This window comes from Calditerrivibrio sp., assembly GCA_026415135.1.
Lineage (GTDB): Bacteria > Chrysiogenota > Deferribacteres > Deferribacterales > Calditerrivibrionaceae > Calditerrivibrio.
Genome location: JAOAHS010000002.1, coordinates 1 through 25,779, shown reverse-complemented (window position 1 = coordinate 25,779; position 25,779 = coordinate 1). Strand labels below are relative to the sequence as shown.

At 35.8% G+C, this 25,779-nt stretch carries 27 protein-coding genes and 3 tRNA genes; 24 read left to right on the top strand and 6 right to left on the bottom strand.

Annotation, left to right across the window (positions count from 1 at the left end; all coding sequences use genetic code 11):
* The first annotated feature begins 6 nt into the window (after nucleotides 1-6).
* The 8 genes from N3C60_00690 (at nucleotide 7) to N3C60_00655 (ending at nucleotide 7,079) form a co-directional block, all read left to right on the top strand.
* The gene (locus tag N3C60_00690) at nucleotides 7-1,176 is read left to right on the top strand and encodes a phosphoglycerate kinase (protein MCX8083427.1); all 1,170 of its coding nucleotides are present in this window, start codon (nucleotides 7-9) and stop codon (nucleotides 1,174-1,176) included.
* A gap of 117 nt (nucleotides 1,177-1,293) precedes the next feature.
* Complete coding sequence (locus N3C60_00685) at nucleotides 1,294-1,719, top strand: ATP synthase F0 subunit B (GenBank protein MCX8083426.1); 426 nt, start codon at nucleotides 1,294-1,296, stop codon at nucleotides 1,717-1,719.
* Between the two features lie 10 nt (nucleotides 1,720-1,729).
* On the top strand, nucleotides 1,730-2,284 hold the full coding sequence (locus tag N3C60_00680) for an ATP synthase F0 subunit B (protein MCX8083425.1): 555 nt from the start codon (nucleotides 1,730-1,732) through the stop codon (nucleotides 2,282-2,284).
* 5 nt (nucleotides 2,285-2,289) lie between these two features.
* Nucleotides 2,290-2,823 carry an ATP synthase F1 subunit delta gene (gene atpH / locus N3C60_00675; protein MCX8083424.1) on the top strand — a complete coding sequence of 178 codons (534 nt, stop codon included), beginning with the start codon at nucleotides 2,290-2,292 and terminating at the stop codon, nucleotides 2,821-2,823.
* A gap of 25 nt (nucleotides 2,824-2,848) precedes the next feature.
* On the top strand, nucleotides 2,849-4,357 hold the full coding sequence (gene atpA, locus N3C60_00670) for a F0F1 ATP synthase subunit alpha (GenBank protein ID MCX8083423.1): 1,509 nt from the start codon (nucleotides 2,849-2,851) through the stop codon (nucleotides 4,355-4,357).
* 13 nt (nucleotides 4,358-4,370) lie between these two features.
* Nucleotides 4,371-5,225: an ATP synthase F1 subunit gamma gene (atpG, locus tag N3C60_00665; protein MCX8083422.1), complete on the top strand. Its 855-nt coding sequence runs from the start codon at nucleotides 4,371-4,373 to the stop codon at nucleotides 5,223-5,225.
* Nucleotides 5,226-5,250: 25 nt separating this feature from the next.
* On the top strand, nucleotides 5,251-6,657 hold the full coding sequence (gene atpD / locus N3C60_00660) for a F0F1 ATP synthase subunit beta (GenBank protein MCX8083421.1): 1,407 nt from the start codon (nucleotides 5,251-5,253) through the stop codon (nucleotides 6,655-6,657).
* Nucleotides 6,658-6,659: 2 nt separating this feature from the next.
* Nucleotides 6,660-7,079, top strand: coding sequence for a F0F1 ATP synthase subunit epsilon (locus tag N3C60_00655; protein ID MCX8083420.1), 420 nt, complete (start codon nucleotides 6,660-6,662; stop codon nucleotides 7,077-7,079).
* Between the two features lie 28 nt (nucleotides 7,080-7,107).
* On the opposite strand, the gene N3C60_00650 is transcribed toward N3C60_00655, so the two are convergent.
* Nucleotides 7,108-7,623, bottom strand: coding sequence for a ferritin family protein (locus N3C60_00650; GenBank protein MCX8083419.1), 516 nt, complete (start codon nucleotides 7,621-7,623; stop codon nucleotides 7,108-7,110).
* Between the two features lie 132 nt (nucleotides 7,624-7,755).
* On the opposite strand from N3C60_00650, the gene N3C60_00645 reads away from it, so the two are divergent.
* The 5 genes from N3C60_00645 to N3C60_00625 all read left to right on the top strand — a co-directional run bounded on the left by N3C60_00645 (nucleotide 7,756) and on the right by N3C60_00625 (nucleotide 11,233).
* The gene (locus N3C60_00645) at nucleotides 7,756-9,063 is read left to right on the top strand and encodes an aminotransferase class I/II-fold pyridoxal phosphate-dependent enzyme (GenBank protein MCX8083418.1); all 1,308 of its coding nucleotides are present in this window, start codon (nucleotides 7,756-7,758) and stop codon (nucleotides 9,061-9,063) included.
* 44 nt (nucleotides 9,064-9,107) lie between these two features.
* The gene (gene yedF, locus N3C60_00640; GenBank protein MCX8083417.1) at nucleotides 9,108-9,695 is read left to right on the top strand and encodes a sulfurtransferase-like selenium metabolism protein YedF; all 588 of its coding nucleotides are present in this window, start codon (nucleotides 9,108-9,110) and stop codon (nucleotides 9,693-9,695) included.
* A 1-nt stretch (nucleotide 9,696) separates the two neighbouring features.
* Nucleotides 9,697-10,725 (top strand): selenide, water dikinase SelD, encoded by a 1,029-nt coding sequence (selD, locus tag N3C60_00635; protein ID MCX8083416.1) that lies wholly within the window; start codon nucleotides 9,697-9,699, stop codon nucleotides 10,723-10,725.
* 351 nt (nucleotides 10,726-11,076) lie between these two features.
* A tRNA-Phe gene (locus tag N3C60_00630) sits at nucleotides 11,077-11,152 on the top strand.
* 5 nt (nucleotides 11,153-11,157) lie between these two features.
* Nucleotides 11,158-11,233, top strand: a tRNA-Gln gene (locus tag N3C60_00625).
* On the opposite strand, the gene hypF is transcribed toward N3C60_00625, so the two are convergent.
* The 4 genes from hypF to N3C60_00605 are packed head-to-tail and all read right to left on the bottom strand — an operon-like array spanning nucleotide 11,234 to nucleotide 16,504.
* On the bottom strand, nucleotides 11,234-13,468 hold the full coding sequence (gene hypF, locus N3C60_00620; protein MCX8083415.1) for a carbamoyltransferase HypF: 2,235 nt from the start codon (nucleotides 13,466-13,468) through the stop codon (nucleotides 11,234-11,236).
* Entirely contained in the window at nucleotides 13,468-14,205 is a 738-nt protein-coding gene (locus N3C60_00615) for a methyltransferase (protein MCX8083414.1), read from the bottom strand. The genes hypF and N3C60_00615 overlap by 1 nt, the downstream gene beginning before the upstream one ends.
* A 6-nt stretch (nucleotides 14,206-14,211) precedes the next feature.
* Nucleotides 14,212-15,606 (bottom strand): cardiolipin synthase, encoded by a 1,395-nt coding sequence (gene cls, locus N3C60_00610; protein MCX8083413.1) that lies wholly within the window; start codon nucleotides 15,604-15,606, stop codon nucleotides 14,212-14,214.
* Nucleotides 15,581-16,504 (bottom strand): TIGR01212 family radical SAM protein, encoded by a 924-nt coding sequence (locus tag N3C60_00605; protein ID MCX8083412.1) that lies wholly within the window; start codon nucleotides 16,502-16,504, stop codon nucleotides 15,581-15,583. Before N3C60_00605 ends, cls begins: the two co-directional genes overlap by 26 nt.
* A gap of 74 nt (nucleotides 16,505-16,578) precedes the next feature.
* Here N3C60_00605 and N3C60_00600 point away from each other — a divergent pair, with 74 nt between their 5' ends.
* The 11 genes from N3C60_00600 to rsmI are packed head-to-tail and all read left to right on the top strand — an operon-like array spanning nucleotide 16,579 to nucleotide 25,701.
* Entirely contained in the window at nucleotides 16,579-16,764 is a 186-nt protein-coding gene (locus N3C60_00600; GenBank protein ID MCX8083411.1) for a Trm112 family protein, read from the top strand.
* Nucleotides 16,765-16,768: 4 nt separating this feature from the next.
* Nucleotides 16,769-17,761 (top strand): D-glycero-beta-D-manno-heptose-7-phosphate kinase, encoded by a 993-nt coding sequence (rfaE1, locus tag N3C60_00595; protein ID MCX8083410.1) that lies wholly within the window; start codon nucleotides 16,769-16,771, stop codon nucleotides 17,759-17,761.
* Nucleotides 17,762-17,767: 6 nt separating this feature from the next.
* The gene (locus N3C60_00590) at nucleotides 17,768-19,273 is read left to right on the top strand and encodes an NAD(P)H-hydrate dehydratase (protein ID MCX8083409.1); all 1,506 of its coding nucleotides are present in this window, start codon (nucleotides 17,768-17,770) and stop codon (nucleotides 19,271-19,273) included.
* Nucleotides 19,254-19,673 (top strand): tRNA (adenosine(37)-N6)-threonylcarbamoyltransferase complex ATPase subunit type 1 TsaE, encoded by a 420-nt coding sequence (gene tsaE / locus N3C60_00585; protein MCX8083408.1) that lies wholly within the window; start codon nucleotides 19,254-19,256, stop codon nucleotides 19,671-19,673. The genes N3C60_00590 and tsaE overlap by 20 nt, the downstream gene beginning before the upstream one ends.
* 1 nt (nucleotide 19,674) lies before the next feature.
* Nucleotides 19,675-19,875, top strand: coding sequence for a hypothetical protein (locus tag N3C60_00580; GenBank protein MCX8083407.1), 201 nt, complete (start codon nucleotides 19,675-19,677; stop codon nucleotides 19,873-19,875).
* 5 nt (nucleotides 19,876-19,880) lie between these two features.
* A complete protein-coding gene (locus tag N3C60_00575) occupies nucleotides 19,881-20,132 on the top strand; it encodes a hypothetical protein (protein ID MCX8083406.1) in 252 nt (83 codons plus the stop codon).
* Between the two features lie 9 nt (nucleotides 20,133-20,141).
* Nucleotides 20,142-22,766 (top strand): valine--tRNA ligase, encoded by a 2,625-nt coding sequence (locus N3C60_00570; protein ID MCX8083405.1) that lies wholly within the window; start codon nucleotides 20,142-20,144, stop codon nucleotides 22,764-22,766.
* Nucleotides 22,763-23,605 (top strand): carboxylating nicotinate-nucleotide diphosphorylase, encoded by an 843-nt coding sequence (gene nadC, locus N3C60_00565; protein MCX8083404.1) that lies wholly within the window; start codon nucleotides 22,763-22,765, stop codon nucleotides 23,603-23,605. Before N3C60_00570 ends, nadC begins: the two co-directional genes overlap by 4 nt.
* Nucleotides 23,602-23,868 (top strand): hypothetical protein, encoded by a 267-nt coding sequence (locus N3C60_00560; protein MCX8083403.1) that lies wholly within the window; start codon nucleotides 23,602-23,604, stop codon nucleotides 23,866-23,868. The genes nadC and N3C60_00560 overlap by 4 nt, the downstream gene beginning before the upstream one ends.
* Before the next feature lie 9 nt (nucleotides 23,869-23,877).
* A complete protein-coding gene (gene trxB, locus N3C60_00555; protein ID MCX8083402.1) occupies nucleotides 23,878-24,843 on the top strand; it encodes a thioredoxin-disulfide reductase in 966 nt (321 codons plus the stop codon).
* A gap of 36 nt (nucleotides 24,844-24,879) precedes the next feature.
* Nucleotides 24,880-25,701, top strand: a complete 822-nt coding sequence (rsmI, locus tag N3C60_00550) for a 16S rRNA (cytidine(1402)-2'-O)-methyltransferase (protein MCX8083401.1) — start codon at nucleotides 24,880-24,882, stop codon at nucleotides 25,699-25,701.
* Between the two features lie 4 nt (nucleotides 25,702-25,705).
* Here the strand turns inward: rsmI and N3C60_00545 are convergent.
* Nucleotides 25,706-25,778 (bottom strand) — tRNA-Gly (locus N3C60_00545).
* Between the last annotated feature and the right edge of the window lies 1 nt (nucleotide 25,779).

The following is a 25,779-nucleotide window of genomic DNA, read 5'->3' as shown; positions in this document are numbered from 1 at the left end:
GACTCTGTGATAAGAAACATTGAATCCTTAGCGGTAGAAGGGAAAAAAGTTTTTCTTAGGGTAGATTTTAATGTACCCATAAAAAATGGAACAATAAAAGATGATACCAGAATTATAGAAGCATTACCAACAATCAACTATTTAAGGAATAAGGGAGCAAAAGTCATTTTAGCATCACATTTAGGCAGACCTAAAGGGGAATTCAATAGCGAATTCTCTTTAAAGCCTGTGGCTGAGTATATCAACAGCAAGCTATTTCCAGTCAGGTTTGTAGAGGATTGTATCGGAGAAAAGGTTATAACAGAAGTGGAACAAATGAAAAACAAAGACGTTATCTTGCTGGAAAACCTCAGATTTTATAAAGGTGAAGAGAAAAACCTTCCTGAGTTTTCTTCTGAATTAAAAAAATTTACCGAAGTATATGTAAACGATGCCTTCGGTACCTGTCATAGAAAACATGCTTCTGTATATGGTTTGCCTGAGTTAGTCGATCAAAAAGCTGCTGGTTTCCTTGTAAACAAGGAGGTTACTTATTTCGAAAAGCTCCTTAAAAAGCCAGACAAACCTTTTACAGCTATTTTAGGTGGTGCAAAAGTTAGCGACAAAATAGGTGTTATAAAGGCCCTTATCAATATAGCAGACAAAATAATCATCGGCGGAGCAATGGCCTATACTTTTCTAAAATTTTTGGGTAAAAACATCGGTAAGTCTCTTGTAGAAAACGAATTCTTAGGCGTTGTAGAAGAAACACTAAAACTGTCCGAAGAAAAAGGCGTTCCCATAATACTTCCCGTTGACCACATATGTTCAGAAGAATTTGATGGCAATCCAGTATATGTGGATACCCAGGATATTCCAGATAACTTGATGGGCCTTGACATAGGGAAAAATACCTTAAAACTCTTTGTAAATGAGATTCTAAACTCGAAAACCATCCTTTGGAATGGACCTATGGGTGTTTTTGAAAATGAAAACTTTTGCAAGGGCACCTTTGAAATAGCCAAAGCTCTCAGTGAAGCAGATGGGACAACTGTTGTTGGCGGTGGTGACTCTGTTAGTGCCATAAAAAAAGCTGGTTATGCTGAAAAGATATCCCACATCTCAACAGGTGGGGGAGCCTCCCTGGAATATATCGAATTTGGTAGTCTGCCAGGGATAGATATTTTAAGAAAGTAAAACATATTCATCAATAATAAATTATGTTTTATCGGAAATAAACATAATTTTATTATTGACAAAAAACTGTAAATTTGATATCAAAAATTGTGTACAGTATACATCGGAGTGTGAATAATGATTAGTATTGACCATACCTTGCTGTTACAGATGTTTCAGTTCTTAGTTATTTTGTTTTTAGGAAAAAAATTGATATTTGATCCTGTCTCTTCAAACGTGCATAGTAGAAACAGCAAAATACAATCCCTTTTAAAAGATGCAGAGGCTCTCAGAAATGAGGTAGCAAGCTTAAAAAAAGAATACGAAGAGAAGCTCAATGCAGTAAAAGCCGAAGTGGCTGACTATCAAAAAAAGATAAGAGAAGAAGCTATTGCAATAGCCTCTGAAAAGGTAAATAAAGCAAAAGCTGAAATAGACAAGAGGATTTCTGATGCGAGAGTTGAAATAGGGCTACAGTTGGAAAGATCAAAAGCCACTCTGGCTTCAGAGTCCAATGAAATAGCTGATTTGATAATCAATAAGATCTTAGGCAACGCGTCATAAGGAGATAGATGTGAAAAAGATTATACTGTTTACAATTATATCAACATTTCCAATGCTCAGTTATGCCTCTGGCGTTAGTAGTGGTAATCTGGTGATGGGCTTTGTTTGGAGATCCATAGTGTTTCTTGTGTTTGCATTTATACTCTACAAGCTGTTGAAAGAACCTATATTAAATGCCCTTGACAAACGTACTGACGATATAAAAACTGCTATAAACGAGGCCATCAAGGCAAAAGAAGATGCACAGAGGGAGCTTGCAGAATATAAATCTAAACTCTCAGCCATGAATAAAGAGCTTGAAGATATGAAAGAGAGGGCTATTAAAGCTGTCGAAGCAGAAAAAAATAGAATATTAAATGAAGCTGATCAAACTGTTAAAAAGCTAAAAGATTTCGCCGAGTCTCTCATCGAGTCAGATGTTATTAGGGCTAAAGCAGAGTTAAAAAGGTATTCCTTTGAACTGGCAAAGAACACTGCATTACAAAAAATAGAATCCTCCCTTGATACCAATAAACATGAAACAATCATAAACAATTACATTAACAAGATAGGAGACTTACATTGAAAGATATGGTCGTTTCAAAAAGGTATGCTATAGCAATTTACAATTCCCTCAAATCTCTCGAGGACAAAAAAAATGTTATGGATGAGTTGCGCAAATTAAAAAATCTCATTGATACAAACCCAGATCTTGAAAAAGTGATAAAAAGTCCGATAATTAAAAAAGCCGATAAGCTATCAGCTATAAATGCTGTGGCAGAAGTACTAAAGCTATCCAGTGAGATTAAGTCCTTTTTAATACTACTTATTAACAAAAATAGACTAAACATCTTCCCTAGTGTTTACGAAAGCTTTGTTCAGTTTTACAATGATGAAATAGGTGTTGTTGAAGCATCTGTAGTAATAGCAGAGGAATTAAAAGAGGATACACTTAAAAAGATAGAATTTAAACTAGCTGAAATAACCAAGAAAAAGGTTTTATTAAAAGTTATTAAAGATAAGTCTATAATTGCAGGTTTTACTGCAAAAATTAAAAGCAACCTCTATGATGCAAGTATTAAAGGGCAATTGGATAGACTAACAGATAAATTGATGGAAATATAAATACATATTTCAAGGAGTTATGCTGATGCAGATAAGAGCTGAAGAGATTAGTAAAATAATAAGGGAACAGATCCAAAACTTTGAGCAAAAAGTTCAAATGGAAGAGATCGGTACTGTTCTTAGCGCCGGTGATGGTATCGCTAAGGTATACGGTCTTGATAATGTCATGGCTGGGGAGCTTGTGGAATTACCTGGCGGTGTTTATGGCATAGTTTTCAACTTGGAAGAGGACAATGTTGGTATCGTTGTTATGGGTGACTATGAGCATATCAAAGAAGGTGACGTTGTCAAGAGAACTGGTAGAATAGCATCAGTTCCTGTGGGTGAAGCATTGGTAGGAAGAGTTGTAAACCCATTGGGTATGCCTATCGATGGTAAAGGTCCCATAAACACTACAGAGTATGATGTTATTGAAAAAATTGCACCAGGTATCATCAAAAGAAGACCTGTTCATGAACCACTACAAACTGGTATTAAAGCCATTGACGCCATGATCCCAATAGGTAGAGGACAAAGGGAGCTTATCATTGGGGACAGGCAGACAGGTAAAACAGCAATCGTAGTGGACACAATTATCAATCAAAAAGGTAAAAATGTAATCTGTGTTTATGTGGCAATAGGTCAAAAAAGATCCACTGTTGCCAGAATTATAGATACACTCGAAAAGCATGGAGCTATGGAATATACAATAGTAGTTTCCGCTACTGCGAGTGATCCTGCCCCTCTTCAATTTATAGCTCCTTTCGCTGGTTGTACCATGGGGGAATATTTTAGAGATAGAGGTAAACATGCTCTTTTGATCTACGATGATCTTTCAAAACAAGCTACTGCATATAGACAGCTTTCTTTGCTACTTAGAAGACCTCCTGGTAGGGAAGCGTATCCAGGTGATGTCTTTTATCTACACTCAAGGCTTCTTGAAAGAGCAGCAAAACTGAACGAAGAAAATGGTGGAGGTTCACTCACAGCTTTGCCAATAATAGAGACTCAGGCTGGAGATGTATCTGCTTATATTCCAACAAACGTTATATCGATCACAGACGGTCAAATATACCTTGAAAGTGATCTATTCTATTCTGGTATCAGACCAGCAGTAAACGTTGGTTTGTCAGTTTCAAGGGTTGGTGGTGCTGCTCAGATTAAGGCGATGAAACAGGTGGCAGGAAGACTTCGTCTTGAGCTTGCTCAGTATAGGGAGCTTGCAGCTTTTGCCCAGTTCGGTAGTGATCTGGATGCTGCCACTCAAGCTCAGCTTAATAGAGGTGAAAAACTCGTTGAACTCCTAAAACAGGGACAATACGAGCCAGTACCTGTAGAAGAACAAGTAATTGCCATATTCTGTGGTGTTAACGGATATCTCGATGATATCCCCACCAAAAGTGTCAGAAAGTTTGAATCAGAGTTTATAAACTATGTCAAGATCAATAAACCAGAGATCTTGAATGAAATAGTAGAGAAAAAAGCCCTTTCCGATGAACTTATAGACAAAATAAAAGCTACAGTTGTAGAATTTAAAAAGCAGTTTACTGCATAATCAGGATGCTAAAATGCCAGGAATGAGGGATATAAAAAGAAAAATAAACTCTGTTAAGAATACACAGAAGATAACCAAAGCTATGAAAATGGTTTCTGCTGCTAAAATGAGAAAAGCTCAAGAAGCAATGCATGCAGCAAAACCTTATGCACGTAAGTTAACAGAGCTTGTTAACAACATAGGCTGCAGAGTATCTAAAGAGATTCATCCTTTTTTACAGCCGAGGGAAGAGGTAAAAAACATAGGTGTGGTTATAGTAAGTTCTGACAGAGGTCTGTGTGGTGCATTCAATAACAACATAATAAAGTCTTTTGTCGCATTTACAAAACAACACACAGATAAGAACATAAAAATAATCACAGTGGGTAGAAAAATTGATGAATTTGCCCGCAAAAGAAAATACAACATTCTTGACAGTTACATAACCTTTGGTGGCAGAATTAGATACGACGACGCCGTTGAAATCGGAGAAAAGATCAATAATTATTTTATAAACGGTGAAATAGACGAACTGTATGTTATTTATAATGAATTTAGATCCATAGTCTATCAAACACCAAAAGTTGTAAAACTACTTCCGATTTCATTGGATGAAGCAACTGCCGACTCCACAGATTATTTATATGAGCCAAGTCCTGCTTTACTCATCAAAGAGATTTTACCAAAGTTCTTAAATTTTAATATCTTTAGCATCCTTCTTGAGTCAACAGCGGGAGAACATGGGGCGAGAATGGCTGCAATGGACAATGCTACAAGAAATGCTGGTGAGTTTATAAAGAAGCTTGTCCTTACTTATAATAAGGCAAGACAAGCTGCCATTACCAAAGAGATACTTGATATTGTAAACGGTGCAGAAGCTTTAAAATAAAATAACAGTTTCATGGAGAGTTATGATGACAAATGTCGGTAAAATAGTTCAGGTTATCGGTCCTGTAGTCGACATAAAGTTCGACTCAGGTGTATTACCTGAAATCTACAACGCAATTAAGATTGAAAACAAAGCAACCGGAGCCACAGTCATCTGTGAGGTTGAACAGCACCTTGGAGAGAATACGGTAAGAACCGTATCTATGACTTCCACCGATGGACTTGTCAGAGGCATGGAGGCAATAGATACAGGCAAAGCCATAACTGCTCCTGTTGGAAAAGGTGCTTTGGGTAGGATCTTAAACGTCGTTGGTGAACCTATCGACGAAAAAGGTCCAGTAGAGGCCATAGATTATTGGCCGATCCACAGACCAGCTCCCAAATTGGAGGACCAGGATACCGGTAGCAATATCCTCGAAACTGGAATTAAGGTTATCGACCTTTTGGAGCCCTACACAAAAGGTGGTAAAACTGGTCTTTTTGGTGGTGCTGGTGTTGGTAAGACAGTTCTTATCATGGAATTGATTAACAACATTGCAAAACAGCACGGTGGTTATTCTGTATTTTGCGGTGTTGGTGAAAGAACAAGGGAAGGTAATGATCTTTATTTAGAGATGCATGAGTCAGGTGTTTTGGATAAAGTTGCCCTTGTTTACGGCCAGATGAATGAGCCCCCCGGTGCGAGGATGAGGGTGGGTCTTACCGGTCTTACCATAGCTGAGTATTTTAGAGATGTGGAAGGGCAAGACGTGCTTCTTTTTATCGATAACATATTCAGATTTACTCAGGCTGGTTCTGAGGTTTCTGCTCTGCTTGGTAGGATGCCATCTGCGGTTGGTTACCAGCCCACACTCGGCACTGAGATGGGTGAGTTACAGGAGAGGATTACATCCACTAAGAAGGGATCTATTACATCTGTTCAGGCTGTTTACGTGCCTGCAGACGACTTGACCGACCCAGCTCCTGCAACAACGTTTGCTCACCTTGACGCTACAACAGTTTTGTCAAGGCAGATAGCTGAACTTGGTATATATCCTGCAGTGGATCCCCTTGACTCAACCTCAAGGATCCTTGATCCTAACATTGTTGGGGTAGAGCATTACACTGTGGCAAGAGAGGTTCAGAAGATTCTTCAGAGATATAAAGAGCTACAGGATATCATTGCAATTCTCGGTATGGAGGAATTGACAGAGGAAGATAAACTGATAGTTGCAAGAGCAAGAAAGATCCAGAGATTTTTATCTCAGCCTTTCCATGTAGCTGAACAGTTTACCGGTATGAAAGGAAAATATGTTAAACTTGCCGATACGATAAAAGGCTTTAAAGAGATCATATCCGGTAAATGTGATGATCTCCCAGAGCAAGCCTTTTATATGGTGGGTGGCATAGAAGAAGTTTATGAAAAAGCTGAACAGCTTAAGAAAAGAGGATAATCATGGCCGATAAGCTTAGATTAGAGCTCGTTTCACCAGAAAGACAGCTTCTCTCCATCGATGTGGATGAAGTTGTTGCTCCTGGTGTAGAAGGTGAATTTGGGGTTTTACCTGGCCATACAGCTTTTCTTACAGCTCTAAGAATTGGTGAACTTGTCTACAAAGTCAATGGCAAAGCTGAATATGTTGCCATTGAAAAAGGCTTTTTCGAAGTGATCGATAACAAGGTAACGGTCCTCGCTGAAGGTGCTGAACTCGGTAGAGAGATAGACCTCGAAGAAGCGATAAGAAGAAAATTAGAAGCCGAAAAAGCGTTAGAGCATATTAGGCATGAGGATGAAATAAAATTTAGAAAAGCTGAGGTTCAGCTTAGAAAAGAGCTTTTAAGAGTAGCCATAGCTGAAAAATACAAAAATATATAATAAAAAAAGCGGGGTTTACCCCGCTTTTTTATTGGTTTTCCTCTAGGGTAAACTCTTGGGTATCAAACCAGAAGCCATCCTGACTTATAAAATCTAACTCCGCTTTTACAATATCGAAATGTTTCTTTTCTACTTCAGCTAATTTAGTAAAAAACTCTTTTACTTTGGGATCTGTAGCTTTTTCAGCTTCCTCATAATAAAACTTCATAGCTTTTTCCTCATGTGCCAAAGCCACTTTCAAAGCGTCTTCGTCACCCAAAGAAGATTTTTCTGTAATCTTAGGCTTAAGTTCCTTTGCGGAAGGCATAAATTTGGATATTCTTGCTTTTGGTACATTCACATGTTCTATGGGTTGCCCCGCCAATGTTTTTTCCATAAACTTTTCGATAAGCTCCATATGGTCAACTTCATCCAATGCCAATTGAATAAACATATTTTTACCAGTGGAAACCTTTGTTTGTTTTGCATATTTAAGATATGCCCTTAGGCCCTCCTTTTCTGCTTCATAAGCTGTCTTTAGGGCTCTCATAAGTTCTGTAGGCATTTTAACCTCCTTATTTTTTTATAAATACGTTTTACCTGAGAATATTATAAACATAAATTTCCTTTTTTCAATAAAATATTGCATATTTTATCGATTTATCTTAATATGATAAAAATTTTAGGAGGTTTACACATGAATCCATTGGCAAAAGAATTAAATGACATTATAGCTTCAGAAAATTCTGTAGTTTTAGAAATGTTATCGGATCTTGGTAAAAATCTTTTCTTCCCAAAAGGTATTTTGACACAGGCAGCAGAAGCCAAAGAAAAAGCATACAAATACAACGCCACTATCGGTATAGCCACCGAGAAGGGTGGCCCCATGTACCTTGATTGTATATACGAACCATTAAAAACATTTAAACCAGCAGATCTTTTCCCATATGCCCCAGCTACTGGTAGAGCTGATCTTAGAAAAAAATGGAGAGAGAAACAGATAGAAGAAAACCCCTCTATGAAAGGCAAGTTTTTCGGAACACCTATTGTGACTAATGCCCTGACTCATGGGCTAAGCATTATTGCTGATATGTTCGTTGATACAGGAGATTATGTCCTTATGCCAGACATGTTTTGGGGTAACTATAGATTAACCTATGTTACAAGAAGAGGAGCAGAATTAGTTACTTTTAATACCTTTACTCCACAGGGTGGCTTTGATGTGGAGGCTTTACTTACTAAAACAAAAGAACTCGGTGAAAAAAAGGGTAAGGTGGTAATTATTTTAAACTTCCCAAATAACCCATCAGGATACATGCCTACTGTTGAAGAAGGCCAAAAAATGGCAGATGGTCTTGTGGAGATCGCAGAAAAGGGTATAAAGCTCGTTGTGGTGACAGATGATGCTTATTTTGGACTCTTCTTTGAGGATACAATGAAAGAGTCCCTATTTGGTATGATAATTAACAGATCAAAAAATCTCCTCGGGATAAAGCTCGATGGAGCCACAAAAGAGGAATATGTATGGGGATTCCGTGTAGGTTTTATAACTTTTGGAGGGACTGATACCAAAGATCAGCCGGGTATTTTTACAGCTCTTGAAAAAAAGGTTGCAGGAATTATAAGAGGTACAATATCTAACTGCCCTCATCCGTCTCAAACATTTGTTCTATATGGACTGAATCATCCAGACTTTAAGAAACAAAAAGAGGAAAAGTACCATATCATGAAGGCAAGAGCAAATAAAGTAAAAGAGGTTCTAGACACAGGTAAATATAATGATGAGTTTATTTATTACCCATTTAACGCGGGTTATTTTATGTGTCTTAAGCTAAAAAATGTTGATGCTGAAGCTCTAAGGATTCATCTTTTGGATAAGTATGGTGTGGGAACGATATCAGTCAACAAAACAGACCTAAGAATTGCTTTTTCCTGTATGGAAATAGAGAATATTGAGGATCTATTCAATATCATATATCAAGGTTGCAAAGATCTGAGAAAATAGTTTAAAAGGCAGGTTTTTACCTGCCTTTTTTTTGGAGGTCATCAATGATCATAGACGCTCGTGGAAAGCCATGCCCTACTCCTGTTGTTATGACCAAAAAATATTTGGATAGTATCAATGAAGGCGCATTTACAGTTTTGCTGGACTCAGAAGTTTCAAAGAATAACGTTGTTAAATTTTTAGAAAGTCAAGCTGTTATTTATAATGTAAAAACAGATAAAAACGGTTTTACAATAGATGTGGTAAAAGGTTATACTTGTAATACCAAAAATGAGTCAACGGAAAATCAAAAAAATAATATAGTACTTTTTTTAACCGCTGAAACCATAGGCCACGAAAATGCAGAATTAGGGAAAATTCTCATGAAAGGTTTTCTAAGTAATCTAAAAGAACAGCCCCGATTACCTAATACGATTATACTGGTAAATACTGCTGTATTGTTAAGTACTAAAAATTTGGATACAATACCTCCGTTAAAAGAATTAGAAGATTTGGGCATAGAGATTCTAAGTTGCGGCACTTGTTTAAATTTTTTACAAATAAAACCAGAAGATCTTAAAGTAGGTAGTATAACCGATGCCTATACTGTAACGAAAAAGCTTTTAGAGGCTGATAAAACTATAAGGCTATAAAATGATAAAACTTACACATCTATCAAAAGCTGCCGGTTGAGCAGCCAAAATAAGCCCGGAGGGCTTAAGCAAGGCTTTATCTGATTTAAAGATCTACCGGGACAAAAATGTACTGGTGGGTTTCGAAACTAATGACGATGCAGGTGTATTTAAAATAGATGAAAACATTTATCTTGTTCATACCGTTGACTTTATCACACCAGTTTGCGATGATCCCTACACTTTTGGTAAAATTGCTGCAATAAACTCTTTAAGCGATATCTACGCTATGGGGGGCACACCTATTAATGCCTTATCGATTCTAACTTATAGTTGCAGTATCGACATCAGTATTATCAGGGAAATGATGCAAGGTGCATGTGATGAATTTGCGAAGATCAACTGTTCTCTCATTGGTGGGCATACCGTAGATGATAACGAACTGAAATTAGGCTTTTCAGTAACTGGACTAATAACCGATGGAAAAATTTTCAAAAACATTGGTTTAAGAAAAAAAGATCATCTCATCTATACAAAAAGATTGGGCATTGGTATCATCACAACCGCCATTAAAGGTGAATTGGCTACAGCCGAAGATATATACAATGTCACATCAGAAATGTTAAAATCAAACCAAAAAGCTTCAGAGATCCTTAGAAATTTTGATATTTCTGCTGTGACAGATATTACAGGTTTTGGGTTGGCAGGGCATTTATATGAAGTAGCAAAGGGTTCGAATATGTCTATATTGATTGAGTTAGATAGATTAAAATTGTTACCTAATGCAATCGAATATGCTAAAATGGGTATAATCCCAGCAGGTGCCTACCATAACAAAGAATTCTTATCAGGAAAATATAATTTCTCAGCAGATAATAAAGAACTAGAAATAATTACCTTTGATCCACAAACCTCTGGTGGCCTTTTAATAGCTGTATCACCAAATGACTCAGCATCATTAAAAGATTGTTTAATCACTTTAGGTTACGAGGCAGAAATAATCGGATATGCTGATAATATATCAAAAGCCCCAAAAGTAAATTTCATCTAAAAATGTAATCTTTTGTTATCTCCTTAAAACAAGAATCATACTTTTTTCAATTACTCACACCCTCTCCCACTCAAACCCTACAAGATTTTTCTTCACTTTATTAAAAATTATATCTATCTGATCTATCACATCATACCGACCCATACACTTAAACACATACCCACAGACCTGATCTGGGATAATGCATTACTAACCCATCAAATATTATACTAAAAATATACCTATAACATAAAGCTGTTTTCGAGAATAACTTATTATTGTTTAACACATTTTCATTCTTTTATAAATAGCTAAAGTAAAAATAATATTGACAATTATTTTTTTTTAGTTTAGATATTTCTTCCTCACAAAGCCCAGGTAGCTCAGTCGGCAGAGCAGCGGACTGAAAATCCGCGTGTCGGTGGTTCGATTCCGCCCCTGGGCACCATTCATTGGGGTGTCGCCAAGCTGGTAAGGCAGCGGGTTTTGGTCCCGCCATTCGGGGGTTCGAATCCTCCCGCCCCAGCCATTAAAAGTTTACCATTTTCATAACACCATAAAAAGCCTGCCCTACAGATATGTTAGCATCGTTAGGTGGTAATAACCTGTGAGTGTAAACGTTGAAGTGATTATTTTCTAGTAATTCCTTCGACATACTAATGAGAATAAGATTTTGAAATACTCCTCCAGAAAACATGACATCATTTAAACCGATTTCAGCTCTAATAATACTACAACAATCCAATATAATTTTGGAAATGGTATAATGAAACCTAAGGGCTATTTCAGATTTATCCAATCCAGCAAAAAAATCAGCCACTATCTCCTCTAATATTTGAGATATATCTATGATATTATCATTTATACTATAATTGTACGTCTTTAGATTACCTGATCCCACCATCGATTCAAGTACTATCGCTGCATGCCCCTCGAACTCATTATTTTTAAGCCCAGCCAACAAAGCCCCTACTGCTTCAAAAAAACGCCCCATACTTGATGTATATGGAGAATTTATACCTAACTTCAACATCTTTTCCATAAGATTCAACTCATGCTCAACATTAAACAATTCAGCCACTTTATAGATAAATTTGCTATTCAACTGTATAAGATAACCAAGAAGCATTCTGTAAGGCTCTTTAGCTGCCATATCTCCACCAATTTGCCTAAAATAAGCTAGATGAAATCTCCTAACAATATCCCCTTTCATATAGAAAATCTCACCCCCCCATATCGATCCATCTTCTCCAACTCCTAAACCATCAAAAATGACCCCTATAGTGTTATCAAGTCTTCCACTTTCAAGCATAATCGAATAAAAATGAGCCTTATGATGCTGCAACTTATAGAAATAAGCCCCTTTTTCCTGTGCAACCCCTTCACCAAATATACTAGAATAATAGTCCGGATGAAGATCAGTAACAACCACGTTTACCTCTATCGAATATAAATCCACCAATTTTTTGTATGTTTCTACATAAAAATCCACAGATTCAGTGTTATCCAAATCACCTATAAACTGGCTATGTATAACATATTTACCCTTCGTTAGGGATATATGATTTTTTAGACCTGCTCCACTTCCAAATACAGATGAATTACATTCAAAAGGCAAAAGCATAGGTAAAGGTGCAAAACCTCTTGATACCCTTATAGGATATAATTTCTTCTCCAGTATTGTAAAAACAGAATCATCCACTCGATTATGTATAGGCCTGTTGTGATGTAAGAAAAAATTAGTAAAAGAGGCTAATTTCTTTTCGGCAGTTATTTCATCGATTACTATAGGTTCATCTTTTTTATTTGCACTGGTAGCTACAATAAACTTGGTATTGAGGTAATAAAAAAGTATCCTATGAAGAGGTGTATAAGCTTTCATAAAACCTACTCTACCATTTATTGGAGAGATCACATCAGGCAGAATCTTTTGCTTTAGATCAAAGATAATTATAGGGGCCTCAATAGAGTCAAAATCCCTCTCAAATGCTTCATCAACATAGCCTCTAATACTTTCAAAATCCTCCACCATTACAGCAAATGGCTTGAAATATCTATTTTTACATTTTCTAAGCTTGATTATAGTAGCCTCATTGGTAGCATCGCAAACAAGGTGATATCCCCCCAACCCCTTAATCGCCAATATCTCACCACTATCAATAAGAAAAGCTGCTTTTCTGATGGCATCCAAACCCTTCATCTCACCTAACCAAACGTTTGGTCCACATGCCGGACAACAGTTTGGTTGAGCGTGAAACCTTCTATTATTTTGATCGTTATACTCTTCTTTACAACTATTACACATAATAAAGGTTGACATGGTGGTATTTATACGATCATAAGGAATCCTCTTTATTATTGAATATCTTGGTCCACAATTAGTACAGTTTATAAAGGGATATAGATACCTACGATCAGAAGGATCAAACAACTCTCTTCCACAATCCTTACACATAGCTATATCCGATGGTATAAGTGTTATCCCCACGTCCTTTTCTGAATGAACAATCTCAAAGCAGTTAACTCCTATATCTTCAGTCTCTTGTACAGAGATAGACATAACTTTACTGTTTTTTGGAGCTTTATTCTTTAGATCAGATAAAAAAATTTCAAGCCATTTTCTATCACATTCAAGATATATAACCACTCCACTGGATCTATTCTGCACATATCCATTTAAACCCAAAGAAGTTGCAAGATTGTAAACAAATGGTCTAAAACCAACCCCCTGAACAATCCCATCCACATAAATTTTATAAGCCATTAGCCACCACCCCTATTTTTCCACCAATTTTCATCGCTATATTTAAGAAAATCATAATTTATTATTCCATTTATATTGTGAAAAATTGGTGGTTCTATAACCAACTCAACCCCCACCTCTTTTCTGTATTCCACAAACACCACCCTACCCTTTTTCCCCATATCAGGAAATAGTATTTTGAGCCTTTTAGGCTCAAGTCTAAAGATTCTGACTGAATTCATAATTTCCACAAGCCTATCAGCGATAAAAGATAGGTACAATGAACCACCCGTTTTAAGATAGCTTTTCGAAAAATCAAATATATCCTCCACTGTTAAAAGATCACTAAATCTTGCCCCTACCTTGTTTTCATGCTTTGATTTATAGCCGGTATCTCCCTTTCTATAAGGTGGATTACTGATAACCATATCTACACTGTTTTTATGCCTATATTCCTTTATATCACTATTGATGGGTATAATTATATCTCCAAGTCTATTTAATTCGACTGTCCTGCAAAGACAATCGTAGTAATCTCTGTTTATTTCAATTGCATATACCTTTTTCACCTTAAAAAATTTTGCTAAGAGAACGGAAATTATACCTGATCCAGCCCCAATCTCTATCACTTCACCATACTGTTTATTTTTAACAAAACCAACAAGTAAAAGGGAATCAGTAGTAAAGCGAAACCCATCTTTAGGCTGACAAATCTTGATATCACTGCATATAATGCTATCTATTGTAACATTTTCCATACCAACCTACAATATCGGAGAAAATACCCTACAGATACCCTCAAAAAGCCTCATATAAATAGGCTTTCCTCTAAGATAATCCTCATCCAACTGTATGGAAATACTGAGATATTCTTCAGCTATAGCCTGTATCCTGGTAGCAAACTTAGAGGAATAAACTAATACACTCACTTCAAAATTGAGCTTCATACTTCTATTGTCCATATTTACAGTACCCACTGAAACAAAATTTCTATCCACTATAATTAGCTTTGAATGTACCATATATTTAGTTTCATATATTTTAACTTTAGCTCTCATCAATTCCTCATAATAAGACCTACCCGCAGCCCCCACAATGGGATGATTATTTTTACCTGGAACGATTATCTTTACCTCAACTCCCAAAAGCGATATATTTTTTAAAACATTTAGGATCGTTTCATCAGGTACAAGATATGGTGTAATTATCGTCACATGTTCTTTGGCTGAAATAAAAACAGATAATAACGACTCATAAATAAAATTAAAATCCTGGTCTGGACCAGATGGGATTACATGGGCATACATATCAGATACTTTATTGTTTTTCATCAACAAAATCTCATTAGAAATATCCCTTTTAGTGGCATAATACCAATCCTCACAAAAAATTTTAATAAATTCCGTCACCACATCCCCTGTTAACCTTATATGGCAATCTATCCACTCCTCCATCCCAGCGTATTTACCTAAGTACTCATTACCTATATTTACTCCACCCGTGTAACACACAACACCATCTATTACAGCGATCTTCCTATGATTTCTAAAATTTACCAACGAAAATGTTCTTAACCTAAACACAGGTAAAAAAGGAACCGCTTCCCCACCAGCTTCCCTAAACTTTTTTATCAATTTAGATATTGCTAATGAAAAAGAACCTACGCCATCATAGAGGAGATATACCTTTACCCCTTCATTCAGTTTATGAATCAATAGATTAATGAAGAACTCCCCTGTTTCATCAGTATCAAAAATATAGTATTCTAACAAAATAAGCTTTTTTGCTCTTAAAATATCTCTTGCCAACCTATCGTACTTCTCTTTTGCCCCTAAAATGTCGATATTCTCTATTGATACCGGCATATTTTTTGTGATGGTACATACCTTATTACAAAAATTATTGTTTATAAGATCGGATTTGGTGTATAAAGCTCGTCCAATATGGAAAGTCTTCTTTAATTTTACCTCTATAATCCTTTTAAGCCTTGGATTACCAATCAGTAGATAAAAAAGAACACCCAGTACAGGGAAAAAAATCAGCGTAAGAATCCATGAAAAAGTAGCCCTGGCATCCCTTCTACCAGAAAGGATGTTAAGTATCAGAAAGATAGCTACAATGTTGAAAAGATACTCAACGATCAGAATAGTGATTTTCATTATAATATTTACCCTGATAGAGATCTTGCTCTAACATGAATTTATTTAGTTTTTCAATAAAAAGACTCTTTTTGGTTAACCATTTTGGTGCAATAACCATGTTATCAGGTGCATCTCCAACTAATCTTAAAATAATCATATTCTTAGGTAAATGGGCTAAAGAAAAAGCCAAGATCTTGATGTACTCCTGCTCACTTAAAACCTCAAAATCACCTAATTGTTTGTTGAGATACATTTCAGCAAGGGCTGTACCTTTTACAATATGTAAATGATGAAATTTAACTCCATCAATACCCAATTTAGCCACATAACAAGCAGTATTAATCATATCATTCTTATTTTCATAAGGTAGTCCAAAAATTAGATGGGTAACTACTTTTAATCCATAAGACTTTGTCAAGTAAACTGCTTTTTCAAAATCCTTTACGGTATGCCCTCTTTTTACAAACTTCAATGTTTCATCCTTTGAGCTCTGAAGACCGTATTCTATAAAAACATCATATTTTTCAGATAGCATAGACAAAAATTTTAGTTTATTGTCATTTATCACATCTGGTCTTGTACCAACAAAAATAGCCACAATCCTATCATCTATTAGCGATTCTTCTACCATTGCATAAAAATATTCATCACTACAATAAGTGTTTGAATAGGATTGAAAGTATATTGCAAACTTTTTCACACCTTTTTTTAAAAGTCTAGTAATACCATTTCTTACCTGATGAACAATACCTACATCATCGGTAAACACAAAAGAACTGTTATCACAATATATACATCCATCAAAACCCTTACTACCATCCCTATTGGGGCATGTCAGACCAGTATTAATGGATATCTTAAAAACTTTTTCTCCAAACCTATCTCTAAAATACTGATTAAGTGTATAGTATCTCATAGCAAAATTTTTTCTTGTATTTATGTAAAGAATATTCTAAATTGCTTTCAATTGCAACATAAAACGAGGTGATTATGGGTATAAACAAAGAATTACTTAACATTTTAGCCTGTCCAAAGTGTAAAGGGGATATCAGGCTTTCAAAAAATGAAGATGCTCTTATCTGTGATAAGTGCAAGTTGGTCTACGAAATAAGAGATGATATCCCTATCATGTTAATAGATGAAGCTAAAAAAGTAGAATCCACAGAGGAACTATAGTAAAATGACTAAAAATAAAATATTTAACTTATTAGATAAACTTCACGAAGTAAAACTACTTGTCATCGGAGATGTAATGCTGGATATCTTTATATACGGCAAGGTAAATAGAATATCCCCAGAAGCCCCTGTGCCTGTAGTAAACATAACCCATGAAAAAAAGATGCCTGGTGGAGCTGCAAACGTGGCATTAAACCTAAAGGAATTGGGAGTTAATACCACCATCATAGGTATTATTGGTGGCGACGAAGAAGGAAGATTTCTTGAAAACTACATGCATAATCGCAATATAAAAACATTCCTAATAAATGATGGACGTCCAACTACAGTAAAAACAAGGATTATCGCCAATAGTCAGCAAGTGGTAAGAGTAGATAAAGAGATTGCCCATAAACTTTCAGAAAAAAAAGAAACACAGGTGATAGAGTATATAACAAAACATCTTCAAGACTTTGATGGTATAATCATATCAGATTACGCTAAAGGGATGATAACCAAAAAGCTTATAAAAAAATTGGTGGACATCTGTAAGCAAAACAACAAAATAGTCACCGTTGATCCCAAAATAGAAAATTTTTACCATTACAAAGAGGTAACAACACTTACTCCAAACAATAAAGAGGCCTCCAGTGCAACAGGTATAGTGATAAAGGATGAAAAATCGTTAGAAAAATGTGGAAAACATATCTTAAAAAAATTAAACTCCAAATCCCTCATAATAACAAGAGGGGAAAAGGGGATGACAATCTTTGAAAATGGACACATGGAACATCTTCCTGCATTAGCTAAAGAGGTCTTTGACGTCACTGGAGCAGGTGATACAGTCATATCGGTGGTTTCAGCATTACTTGCTCTAAACACACCCCTTAGATTGGCTGCCATCTTAGCCAATATTGCCGCTGGTATTGTAGTTGGTAAAATAGGCACGGCGACTGTTACAATAGATGAGCTTAAAAAAGGTGTTGATGAATATATTGCGCAAAAAGGAGCATTTTGATCTTTTATGGAGATATTAACTTCAGAGCAGATGTCGCTGGCTGATAAAATTACCATCGAAGAACTTAATACACCTTCAATTGTCCTAATGGAAAACGCTGCCAGAGCTTCAGCAGAATACATAAAGAGTTTTGGCTTGTGCAAGGAAAGGATCGCCATAGTTGTTGGCCCTGGGAATAATGGAGGAGATGGACTAGCTATAGCAAGGCATTTATACAATTTTGGTATTGATGTAGAAATTTTTTTAATAGAACCAGTGGAAAAGTTCACACCAGATGCAAAGGTAAACTATGAAATAATAAAAAACTATCCCATAAAAATCGCTGATTTCTCTACTTTTCACGACAATTACGATATAATCATAGACGCAATCTTCGGTACTGGCCTTAACAGACCTGTTGAAGGAAAATACCTAAATATAATAACCACAATTAATAACAGTAGGGCAAAAAAAATATCCATCGATATCCCGAGTGGCTTAAGCGGTAGTAAGCCTTATCCCATTGGGGAATGTATCAAAGCCGACTGGACTATTACTTTTTGTAGACCCAAAATATCCCATTGTATCTATCCAGCAAGGTCTTATTGTGGCTCAGTAAAAGTATTGGATATCTCAATCCCTGATTTTATTTTACCGAAGGTTGGACCTTATATCTTTCTCATGGAAAAAAAGAACTTGCCAAAGATCCCAAAAAGAAACCCATCATCCCATAAGGGTAATTATGGTCATACTGTTTTTCTGGGAGGATCCGATGGTAAATCTGGAGCAATCACTATATCCACTTTTGCAGCCATTAAGACTGGATCAGGATTGACCACATCTATAGTACCTAAGTATGTATCTTCCGTTCTTACATCCTTTGTACCTGAAGCTATGACTTTACCGATAGATGATTACGATATGTTAGATGATAATAACATAGAAGAGATCATTACTTTTTTAGCAGATAAATCTGTCTTAGCTATAGGCCCCGGCATGGGGGTATCAAATGGAGCCAAAAAATTACTCCAAAACATATTAGCTCAAACAGCAATAAAGTTAGTTATCGATGCAGATGGTATAAACAATTTGAATGATATCCCTTTAGAAAAGCTCAGATATCGAACAATCATTACACCTCACATTGGTGAGTTTGCAAGACTACTTTCCATCTCAAAAAATGAATTACTTAAAGATATTATAGAAAAAACAAGACGTTTTGCTATTGCAAATGGGATCATCGTTGTTTTAAAAAGCTCTTCAACCATTATCGCTGATGTTGATGGTAACATTTACGTATACAAAGGTGGAATACCAGCCCTTGCAAAAGGTGGAAGCGGGGATTGCCTTACTGGTATTATTGCTTCCTTTGTATCCCAGAGCTTTAGTCTTATAGATGCTGCAAAGCTTGGTGTGTACATTTTTGGAGAAACAGGTAGAATACTTGCCGCAGAAATGAATGAATTAACAATAACAGCAACAGATATAATAAAAAATATCCATAAGACCATCAATGAAATACAATATCAATAGCGTAGAAGAATTAGAAAAGATTATTATTGATAACATCGATATTTTCAAGAATAATAAAATATTTCTAAATGGTGAGCTTGGAGCGGGCAAAACTACTTTTGTAAAGCTATTGGTCAAAATACTTGGTTTCAATGATGCAAACAGCCCTACTTTTACAATCATAAACAGATATTTGAATGGTAGCGAAGTCTTCATCCACATGGATCTTTATAGATTAGATTCATTAAATGAACTTGAAAATATCGGCTTTTTTGATTATATTGATAAAAACTGGACAATAGCAATAGAATGGGCTGACAAATTTGACTTAAAAAGATATATTGAAAGCTATGTTGAGGTTTTTATCACAAAAATTAGCCAAAATGAAAGAGAAATTACTATAATTAATAAGGGAGATTGATATGGAGCCCACGTTTTGCCCCTACTGTGGTGAAGAACATTTGGATGAACTAGATCCAACAGAGCTCATGGTGGATAACCAAAAGTGGTTAATTTATCACTATGAATGTCAAGCCTGTGGCGAAGTATTTGACAAGATTTTCATAGATGAAGACTTTGAAGAGTTAGACGATAAAGATGATGAAGAAAGATTGTGGAGTTGAAATCTATGAAAAACAACGATTCTGAATTAAAGAAATTAAACACAGTGAAAGAAAGCCTTGAAGATATTAATCTCTTTTTACCAGAGTTAGAAAAAACCACTTTAGAGTTAATTAGCGCTGGACTAACAGATGATCCAAAGGAATCCAGCTATCTATCTTACAAACTAAGAATTTTAGAGCAGTATATCGAAAATCTGAACAAAAAAGTCCAACAAGAGCTTGGTGTAGAGCTTAAGAATGCGAGAAAACTTTCATAAGGAGTAATAATGGACTATAGCAACCTACCCACAAGAATCTCTCCTGAAGAATTTGAATCGGATATCTACAAAAACTGGGAATCAAAAAAATATTTTCATGCAGATGAAAATTCTAAAAAACCACCTTATTCCATAGTAATCCCTCCACCCAACGTTACTGGATCTCTACACATGGGACACGCATTAAACAATACTCTACAGGACATCCTTATAAGATACTATAAGCTTAAAGGGTTTGAAACAATGTGGATCCCAGGTACAGATCATGCAGGGATAGCCACACAAAATGTAGTAGAAAAAATGTTGCAACAAGAAGGTAAAACCAGACATGATTTAGGTAGAGAAAAGTTTACCGAAAGAGTCTGGCAATGGAAAGAGGAATCTGGTGGTACAATCATAAAACAGTTAAAACGATTAGGTACCGCTTGCGATTGGGATAGAGAAAGGTTTACAATGGATGAAGGGCTATCAAGGGCTGTCAGAATAGTTTTTGTTTCTCTCTATAAAGAGGGATTGATTTATAGATCTAATTATATTGTAAACTGGTGTCCACGATGTCATACTGCCCTGAGCGATCTGGAAGTAGAGCATGAAGAGAAAGAGGGTTTGATTTACGAGATAAAGTATCCTATTAAAGACTCAGATGAATTTATCACAATAGCAACGACAAGACCGGAAACCATGTTAGGTGATACAGCGGTAGCGGTTCATCCAGAGGATACAAGATACACACATCTCATTGATAAAACCGCAATTCTACCAATACTAAACCGAGAACTACCAATCATAGCAGATGAATATGTAAGCATGGATTTTGGTACTGGGGCTTTAAAAGTAACACCTGCCCATGACCCCAATGACTTTTTATTGGGGAAAAAATATAATCTACCAGAAATAAATATTTTTGATGAAAATGGTATTATAAACGAAAATGGTGGCAAATACAAAGGTAAAGATAGGTTTGAGGCAAGAAAGCTAATAGTACAAGAATTGGAGCAACTTGGCCTAATTAATCAAATCCACAAGCATATCCACAAAGTAGGTGGTTGTTACAGGTGTAAAACTATTGTAGAACCTCGCATATCGATGCAGTGGTTCGTAAAAATAAAGCCATTGGCAGAAGAAGCTATAAGAGCTGTAGAAAATGGTAGCATAAAGATCTTCCCCCAAAACTGGGAAAAAACTTACTACGAGTGGATGTACAATATAAGGGACTGGTGTATCTCAAGGCAGATATGGTGGGGGCATAGAATCCCTGTATGGTATTGTGAAAACTGTGAACATCTAACAGTGGTTATAGACGATCCTGATTGTTGTGAAAAATGCGGTTCCAAAATGATCTACCAAGATAATGACGTACTTGATACATGGTTTTCTTCCGCATTATGGCCATTTAGCACAATGGGGTGGCCGGAGAAAAATAAAACAATCGAAAAATTTTACCCTACAAGTTGTCTTGTCACAGGATTTGATATCCTCTTTTTCTGGGTAGCAAGGATGATAATGATGGGTATGAAGTTTATGGGTAAGGAGCCCTTTAAGCATGTATATATACATGCCCTCGTAAGGGATCAATATGGTCAAAAGATGAGTAAATCCAAAGGCAACGTCATAGATCCATTAACCATCATAGATAAGTATGGCGCCGATTCCTTCAGGTTTACCCTTGCCTCTTTAGCTGCGCAGGGTAGAGATATTAAGCTTTCTGAAGACAGGATTGAAGGGTATCGCAATTTTGTTAACAAGATATGGAATGCCTCCAGATTCATACTTATGAATCTTACAGGTTACACCCCAAAAAATCCAGTATTAGAGAAATTACAAGATGAAGATAAGTGGATCCTTTCAAAATTGAAAGAAACTGCTGATTTTGTTGCAAAAGCTATAGAAACCTATAATTTTAACGAAGCTGCACTCAAAATTTACCATTTCTTCTGGCTCAACTTCTGCGATTGGTATATTGAGTTCATAAAGATGAGGATTTTCAAAAATGATAACAAAGATTCAGCTCTTGATACAGCACTTTATGTTTTAGAAAAATCTCTAATCATTCTTCACCCTTTCATGCCTTTTCTCACTGAGTATATCTACAAGCTTATTGGTAAAAAAGAGAGTATCATGTTAGAGGAATACCCAGAAGACCTAAAAGAATACCCCTTTGAAAAAAAGAAGGTCGAAACAATTATAGATTTCATTTCCTGTATCAGAACAATAAGAGGGGAGTATAATATATCCCCTGCAGTCAAGCTTCAAGTATTATATAAAACAGACTCTCTGGAGATCAAAACACTCATAGAAACCAACACAACACTTATATCCAATCTAGCAAAAACAGAATCCATCTCCCATATTGATAAGGAAATAAAAAATGCCGCAGTTGAGGTATCAAAGGATTTTACGATATTTATCCCATTAGAAGGTTTAGTAGATATATCTGCCGAGATAAAAAAACTCGAGAAAGAGAAACAACTCCTCGAAAAAGATTTTTCCATTTACAATGGTAAGCTCAACAATGAAAATTACCTTAAAAAAGCAAAAGAGGAGATAATAGAAAAGGACAAAGAAAAATTAGAAGAGATCCTAGCTAAATTAGAAAAAGTAAATGAATCACTGAAAAGGTTTTCTTCCTTATGATTTTCAATCATTTACTGGATAAATTAATAGATCTGGCTTTGGAAGAGGACATAGGTGTAGGAGATATCTCTACATCTACCCTTGATGAGTATTTCGGATACGGTGTATTTGATTATAAAGCAAAAGAGAATTTTATCCTCTGTGGGATAGATGTAGCAAAACGTGTTTTTAATAGATTAGATCCTGATATAAAAGTGACCTTTAATTACAAAGATGGTACATACCTAAAAAAAGGTGACATATTCGGTACAATAGAAGGAAAAGTATCCTCTATATTAAAAGGTGAAAGGGTCTCTTTAAACTTTTTACAAAGACTTTCCGGGATTGCCACTAATACACGCCGTTTTATAGACGAACTTAAAGATACAAATATAAAAATAATTGATACGAGAAAAACTCTTCCAGGTCATAGAATCTTAGAAAAATATGCAGTAAGAACAGGAGGAGGCTTCAATCATAGATTTGGGCTGTTTGATGGTGTAATGCTCAAAGACAACCATATAGATGCCTTAGGTGGTATAACAAAAGCTATTGCCATTATCCGGGAGAATATCCCTATAACCATAAAAATAGAGGTGGAGACAAGAACTTTGGATGAAGTCAAAGAGGCTGTTAAAGCTGGTGCAGATATCATTATGCTGGATAATTTTGACATAGATAATATTAATGAAGCATCAAAAATTATATGTGGTAGAGCTAAAATAGAGGTTTCAGGAGGTGTAAACATAGACAATATAAAACTATATCGTAACCTGCCAATCGATTATATCTCAATAGGTGCGTTAACCCATCAGGCAAGATCGGTCGACATAAATCTAAAATTGAGGAGCAAGCTATGAACAAAATCGATGATGTAGAAAAAGCTAAAAGACTTGCCAGAACAATTATTACTGATATTGTCCTTTATAATCAAAACAAAGTAGAAGATGGCATAAAAAACGACAATATCTTTGATATCCTTCACGAAGAGATCGAATTGGGTAAAAAACTATTTGCCGAGAAGGTAAATACAGAAGTGATCCCCATGAAAACTTTTGAAAAGATATTAATTGATATACTAATAGCCAAATATGGCAGTAAAATAGAATCAAAAATTTGGTAAGGAGTAAAAATGGAACATTTTTTCAACTTTGATGATCTTCATGATCTTTACGACGTTGTAATTGTAGGTGGGGGGCCAGCTGGGCTAACCGCAGGGATCTATGCTGCAAGGGATAACTTAAAAGCGTTAATTTTAGAAAAAAATTACCCCGGTGGTCAAGTTGCCATCACAGAAATAATAGAAAACTATCCTGGCTTTCCTGATGGTATTTCTGGGGGAGATCTAACTGAACAGATGTACAAACACGCACTACATTTCGGTGTTCAAGTAAAAAATGGTGAGTGTTGCAAAATTGATATTGATGGTAATATTAAAATCGTATCCCTCAAACACAATGATATTAAAATCAAAACAAAAAGTGTTATAATAGCAGCAGGTGCAAAACCCAAAAACATGAATATTCCAGGAGAGTCAAACTTTTTAGGTAGAGGGATCTCCTTTTGTGCCACCTGCGACGGAGCTTTTTATCGTGGTAAAACAGTAGCTGTAATAGGCGGTGGTGATTCCGCCGTCGAAGAGGCAAACTATTTAACAAGATTTGCCGAAAAAGTATACATTGTCCATAGAAGGGATAAGTTTAGAGCAGCAAAAATACTTCAGGATAGGGTATTTAAAAACCCTAAAATAGACATCATTTGGAATGCCGAACTAATAAGAGTAAACGGTGAAACAAAGGTGGAGTCCCTTACAATAAGAGACAAACTAACAGAAAAAGAATTTGATCTAAGAATAGATGGTATTTTTGTATTCATAGGATGGATAGCAGATACTGAGCATTTTAAAGGGCTTTTAGAAATGGATGAAAACGGTTTTATAAAGGCTGATGAATCTACTAAAACCAATATTCCAGGTATCTTTGTAGCAGGTGATGTTAGAACTAAAGAGTTAAGGCAAGTTGTCACCGCAGTTTCTGATGGAGCGATGGCTGCTAAATCCGCTGAAAGATATATTGAAGAGGTTTTTGGTGAAGAATAGGAAAAGGACATTTAATCCTTTTCCCTTCTTTTAAAAATGCTTTTCATTGTTCCCACTCCGATAGGTAATCTAAATGATATCACTTTGCGCTCTTTAGAAGTGCTGAAATCTGTTGATATTATTTATTCGGAGGATACAAGAAACACACTTAAACTACTTAACTATTTTGAAATAAAAAAAAGATTACTGTCCTACCATAAGGATAACGAAGAAAAATCGTCAGATGAAATAATAACCCATCTCAAATCGGGCAAATCTATAGCTTTAGTCAGTGATGCAGGAACACCATGTATCTCAGATCCAGGTAATTTACTCATAAAAAAATTACTCACTCACAACATAAATTTTGAAGTTCTACCAGGACCAACAGCTTTTGTACCGGCAGCAATAAAATCTGGATTCCCCACAGATAAAATCTTTTTTACAGGTTTTCTGCCCACAAAGAAAAAAGATAGAGAACAGTATCTTGAATACCTTAGGAATAACGTTATAGCCACTATAGTTATATATGAAGCCCCCCATAGAATTATTTCTACCCTTGAAGAACTATTACAAATCTTTATTCCACCTATCTCCGTTTCTCGGGAATTAACAAAAATTTATGAAACCACATACTATATCACTGATACAGAATCTATAAAAAGTATAACAGCTAAAGGAGAATTCGTCATAGTAATAAATAACAACGTCGACCACAAAAAAGATCTACAAAATACATCAGAATTAAATAGAACAATAGAAAAGCTCAAGAATGAAGGTTTTTCTAATAGCGATATCTTAAAAATTCTTAAAACTTTTGGTATAAAAAGAAATACTGCCTATAAAAGTATAAACGATTTCAAGAAAAAAGATAAATAAAAAAAGCGGGCAACGGGATTCGAACCCGCGGCCCTCAGCTTGGGAAGCTGATGCTCTACCAGCTGAGCTATACCCGCT

Excerpts from the sequence above, each read along its gene's own strand:
- N3C60_00685 (MCX8083426.1), top strand. The coding sequence starts at position 1,294 with ATGATTAGTATTGACCATACCTTGCTGTTACAGATGTTTCAGTTCTTA.
- atpH (MCX8083424.1), top strand. The coding sequence starts at position 2,290 with ATGGTCGTTTCAAAAAGGTATGCTATAGCAATTTACAATTCCCTCAAA.
- atpA (MCX8083423.1), top strand. The coding sequence starts at position 2,849 with ATGCAGATAAGAGCTGAAGAGATTAGTAAAATAATAAGGGAACAGATC.
- atpG (MCX8083422.1), top strand. The coding sequence starts at position 4,371 with ATGCCAGGAATGAGGGATATAAAAAGAAAAATAAACTCTGTTAAGAAT.
- atpD (MCX8083421.1), top strand. The coding sequence starts at position 5,251 with ATGACAAATGTCGGTAAAATAGTTCAGGTTATCGGTCCTGTAGTCGAC.
- N3C60_00655 (MCX8083420.1), top strand. The coding sequence starts at position 6,660 with ATGGCCGATAAGCTTAGATTAGAGCTCGTTTCACCAGAAAGACAGCTT.
- N3C60_00650 (MCX8083419.1), bottom strand. The coding sequence starts at position 7,623 with ATGCCTACAGAACTTATGAGAGCCCTAAAGACAGCTTATGAAGCAGAA.
- N3C60_00645 (MCX8083418.1), top strand. The coding sequence starts at position 7,756 with ATGAATCCATTGGCAAAAGAATTAAATGACATTATAGCTTCAGAAAAT.
- yedF (MCX8083417.1), top strand. The coding sequence starts at position 9,108 with ATGATCATAGACGCTCGTGGAAAGCCATGCCCTACTCCTGTTGTTATG.
- hypF (MCX8083415.1), bottom strand. The coding sequence starts at position 13,468 with ATGGCTTATAAAATTTATGTGGATGGGATTGTTCAGGGGGTTGGTTTT.
- N3C60_00615 (MCX8083414.1), bottom strand. The coding sequence starts at position 14,205 with ATGGAAAATGTTACAATAGATAGCATTATATGCAGTGATATCAAGATT.
- cls (MCX8083413.1), bottom strand. The coding sequence starts at position 15,606 with ATGAAAATCACTATTCTGATCGTTGAGTATCTTTTCAACATTGTAGCT.
- N3C60_00605 (MCX8083412.1), bottom strand. The coding sequence starts at position 16,504 with ATGAGATACTATACACTTAATCAGTATTTTAGAGATAGGTTTGGAGAA.
- N3C60_00600 (MCX8083411.1), top strand. The coding sequence starts at position 16,579 with ATGGGTATAAACAAAGAATTACTTAACATTTTAGCCTGTCCAAAGTGT.
- rfaE1 (MCX8083410.1), top strand. The coding sequence starts at position 16,769 with ATGACTAAAAATAAAATATTTAACTTATTAGATAAACTTCACGAAGTA.
- N3C60_00590 (MCX8083409.1), top strand. The coding sequence starts at position 17,768 with ATGGAGATATTAACTTCAGAGCAGATGTCGCTGGCTGATAAAATTACC.
- tsaE (MCX8083408.1), top strand. The coding sequence starts at position 19,254 with ATGAAATACAATATCAATAGCGTAGAAGAATTAGAAAAGATTATTATT.
- N3C60_00580 (MCX8083407.1), top strand. The coding sequence starts at position 19,675 with ATGGAGCCCACGTTTTGCCCCTACTGTGGTGAAGAACATTTGGATGAA.
- N3C60_00575 (MCX8083406.1), top strand. The coding sequence starts at position 19,881 with ATGAAAAACAACGATTCTGAATTAAAGAAATTAAACACAGTGAAAGAA.
- N3C60_00570 (MCX8083405.1), top strand. The coding sequence starts at position 20,142 with ATGGACTATAGCAACCTACCCACAAGAATCTCTCCTGAAGAATTTGAA.
- nadC (MCX8083404.1), top strand. The coding sequence starts at position 22,763 with ATGATTTTCAATCATTTACTGGATAAATTAATAGATCTGGCTTTGGAA.
- N3C60_00560 (MCX8083403.1), top strand. The coding sequence starts at position 23,602 with ATGAACAAAATCGATGATGTAGAAAAAGCTAAAAGACTTGCCAGAACA.
- trxB (MCX8083402.1), top strand. The coding sequence starts at position 23,878 with ATGGAACATTTTTTCAACTTTGATGATCTTCATGATCTTTACGACGTT.
- rsmI (MCX8083401.1), top strand. The coding sequence starts at position 24,880 with ATGCTTTTCATTGTTCCCACTCCGATAGGTAATCTAAATGATATCACT.